This is a genomic window from Polaromonas sp. P3_C2, from assembly GCF_056402675.1.
Window position 1 is genome coordinate 1 of the sequence record NZ_JBFUGX010000592.1, and the last position, 2,567, is coordinate 2,567.

3 protein-coding genes are annotated in these 2,567 nt (G+C 59.1%); 1 reads left to right on the forward strand and 2 read right to left on the reverse strand.

The window, feature by feature from the left end; genetic code table 11:
- Positions 1-18 precede the first annotated feature (18 nt).
- Positions 19-675: a glutathione S-transferase gene (locus AC1DWI_RS19440; protein WP_477667906.1), complete on the reverse strand. Its 657-nt coding sequence runs from the start codon at positions 673-675 to the stop codon at positions 19-21.
- 169 nt (positions 676-844) lie between these two features.
- Between AC1DWI_RS19440 and AC1DWI_RS19445 the strand changes: the two genes are divergently transcribed.
- On the forward strand, positions 845-2,065 hold the full coding sequence (locus tag AC1DWI_RS19445) for a polyhydroxyalkanoate depolymerase (RefSeq protein ID WP_477667907.1): 1,221 nt from the start codon (positions 845-847) through the stop codon (positions 2,063-2,065).
- A gap of 114 nt (positions 2,066-2,179) precedes the next feature.
- Here AC1DWI_RS19445 and AC1DWI_RS19450 read toward each other — a convergent pair.
- Positions 2,180-2,567, reverse strand: a 388-nt coding sequence (locus AC1DWI_RS19450) for a hypothetical protein (protein WP_477725495.1), incomplete at its 5' end; no start/stop codon positions are given.

Sequence of the window (2,567 nt, forward strand, 5' to 3'; positions counted from 1 at the left end):
GAGCCTGGACGGGGGTGTTCAAAATTCTGCATCCAACTCATCAATGTCATCCGGCTCCTTCCGAGCCTCAGCCACCCACTCCTTCATAGCCGGCAACTCCATCACCCGCTTGCAATACGCCGTGCAAGCCTTGTCCAGCGGCACGTCGTAAGTGAGAAACCGGGTAACCACCGGCGCATACATGGCATCGGCCACCGACAGCTGCTTGCCGAACAGATAGGGGCCGCCATAGGTGGCCAGGCATTCCTTCCAGATTTCCAGCACGCGGTCGATGTCGGCCTGCGCGCGGGACCAGACCTTGAAGCCCGAAAAATGGGCCTTGATGTTCATCGGCAGCGCAGCGCGCATGGAGGCAAAGCCTGAATGCATCTCACCGCACACCGCACGGCAATGCGCCCGCACCTTGATGTCCGCGGGCAGCAACTGGGCTTTAGGCTTGATTTCATTGAGGTATTCGGCAATCGCCAGGGTGTCCCACACCTTGACGTTGCCGTGCTGCAGCGACGGCACCAGCATGCTGGACGAAAGCAGCAGCATTTCGGCTTTCATCGCCGGGTCATCCGGTGAAATCACTTTTTCGGTGAATTCCAGCCCCGCGAACTTCGCCAGCAGCCAGCCGCGCAGAGCCCACGCTCCGTAGTTCTTGCTGCTGATCGTCAGGATGGCTTTGGCCATGCACATGCTCCTTGAACCGGAAAGGCCCTGCTGGCTAGCAGGATGGGTGCATGAACTCCCGCAAGGCTTATGCCAGCCTGCATTTTTCGGCTCCGACTGGCCCGTAACTTGCCTGCATGGACTGGCAGAGACAAAGAGACAACGAATTCCGATTCATGTCAGGACAACCATGCTTTACCAGGCCTACCAAACCCAGTCCGACCTGCTGTCGCCGTTTCGCCTGTTCGCCCAAGGCGGTAGCGCGGCATTCTGGCTGGGTAAAACCGAAGGCAGCCTGCTCCGCAAGATTTCGGCGTCCATGGAGGTGTTTTCACGCCTGCGGCTGACGCATACCCGGCCGGCCTACGGCATCAGCTCGGTGAAGGTGGGCGAGCGCGAACTTGCCGTGACGGAAGAAACCGTTCTGTCCATGCCCTTTGGCACCCTGCTGCGCTTTCGCAAGGAAACACCCGCAGGCCTGCCCTTCCAGCCGCCGGTGCTGCTGGTAGCGCCGCTGTCGGGTCACTTTGCCACGCTGCTGCGCGAAACCGTGCGCACCCTGCTGCAAGACCACGACGTGTACATCACCGACTGGCACAACGCGCGCGATGTGTCCCTAAGGCACGGCCCGTTTGCGCTGGACGACTACATCGACCACATGATCCGCTTCACCCAGGCTATTGGCCCCGGCACCCATGTGGTGGCGGTGTGCCAGCCCTGCGTGGCGGCACTGGCGGCTACCGCCATCATGGCTGAAGACGACGACCCGGCCCAGCCACGCAGCCTGACCCTGATGGCCGGCCCGGTGGACTGCCGCGTGAACCCGACAGGCGTCAACACACTGGCCACCAGCCAGCCGATTGAGTGGTTCGAGAAAAACCTGATCAGCCATGTGCCGCTTCCGCACGCCGGCTACATGCGCCGCGTGTATCCCGGTTTTGTGCAGCTCAGCGCTTTTCTGAGCATGAACCTGGACCGGCACAAAAAATCCTTCCAGGACATGTACCAGCACCTCGTGGACGGTGATGTGGAAAAGGCCAATATCATCCGCGTGTTTTACGACGAGTACCTGGCCGTGAACGATTTACCAGCCGAGTTCTATCTCGAAACGGTCGAAAAAGTCTTCCAGACCTACGATCTGCCGCTGGGCAAGCTCAGCTATCGCGGCCGTCTCGTCAAACCTGCTGCCATTCGCCGCACGGCACTCATGACGGTTGAAGGGGAACGCGACGACATCTGCGCCGTAGGGCAAACGGTAGCGGCGCAGGATCTGTGCACCGGCATCCGGCCCTACATGAAAACCCACCATGTGCAGACCGGCGTGGGGCACTATGGGGTGTTCAGCGGACGCAAGTGGAATCAGCAAATCTACCCGCGGGTCCGGGAGATGATTCACTCGAGCATGGGCTGAAATTCATACAAAATCGGCCTCCAGTCCAATGGAATCGGGCGCAAGCAGCTCCTGAATTAATAGCACCACGTCGAATCGTGTGCGAGCGCTTGCCGGCAGAGTCCGATGCTCTGCCTAGACGCCATCGTGCCCATTCAACACAACTCTGCGCAGCATCGATCGGTACTTGAGCGCCATGAGCACAGCAAGCGGATAGCCCAGGCATCGCATCGGGTTCAGAAAGTGAAGCCAATACGGACGGGCGTACCAACGCTCCATACGCTTCTTGAGGTACTTCTCTTCATATCCCCAGTCAGGCATGATCATCCACAGCATGAGCGGAAAAATCAGGAAGGTGTCGAAAGCAAACGAGGCGCAGACATCCCTGAAGATGATTCGATCGACGAGCTTGAGGTCATCCGCCGAGATATTGCCTTTCAGCACAAGTTGCCGGCATTCGGTGTCCTCGATTCCGATCTCGGTCCATGCATACGAGATGATTTCCCAGACGTAGTATTTCTTC